Raw genomic sequence first — 538 nt, forward strand, 5'->3', positions numbered from 1 at the left:
AACGACAGCTGCCCGCAGCAATGGCCGCCTCGACGGTGGCATCCGCCTTGGTGAACAGGTCGGCAACCTTCTCGAACCAGACGCTGGTGCTGTCGAGCACCTCGACCATGTTCTCTGCCGTCAGCGCTTGCGCAGCCTGGGCCTTGGCGAAGGCGATGCGGGTTTCTGCTTCGATGTCGGTCTGGTTGCGGGTCAGGGCGCGACCCACCAGGTTCTGTTTGGCGATACTGGTATCGGCCCACCAGGCAGCCATTCATGCCCAGCACGCACTGGGCGATCTGAGCCGCGAAAGCCTGGCCCCACACCGGCTGCTTGCGGTCGTAGAGGTCGAGCGCGCGCTCGAGCAGTTCGCTGTCCAGCCAGGCGAGGTGGTCCGCCGCGCGCTTGTCCATTTCTTCCTGGGCTTTGCGGTCCAACGCGCAGAAGTCGGCCTGGATCTTGGTTTCCCCACTTAGGCGCACCAGCTCGCGCAACGAAAACGATGGCGGTTCGGTGGGCATGGCAATTCCTTGCGTAGTCGGGCGCTAGGTTTGTTGTG

At 63.8% G+C, this 538-nt stretch carries 1 protein-coding gene; it reads right to left on the reverse strand.

The genetic code is table 11. From position 1 onward, the window contains the following. Positions 1–253 (reverse strand): hypothetical protein (locus DM813_RS00010; RefSeq protein WP_164897181.1); only part of this gene is annotated, 253 nt, incomplete at its 3' end. Positions 254–538 lie beyond the last annotated feature (285 nt).

Source organism: Pseudomonas alkylphenolica (genome assembly GCF_004025535.1).
GTDB classification, from domain to species: Bacteria; Pseudomonadota; Gammaproteobacteria; order Pseudomonadales; family Pseudomonadaceae; genus Aquipseudomonas; species Aquipseudomonas alkylphenolica_A.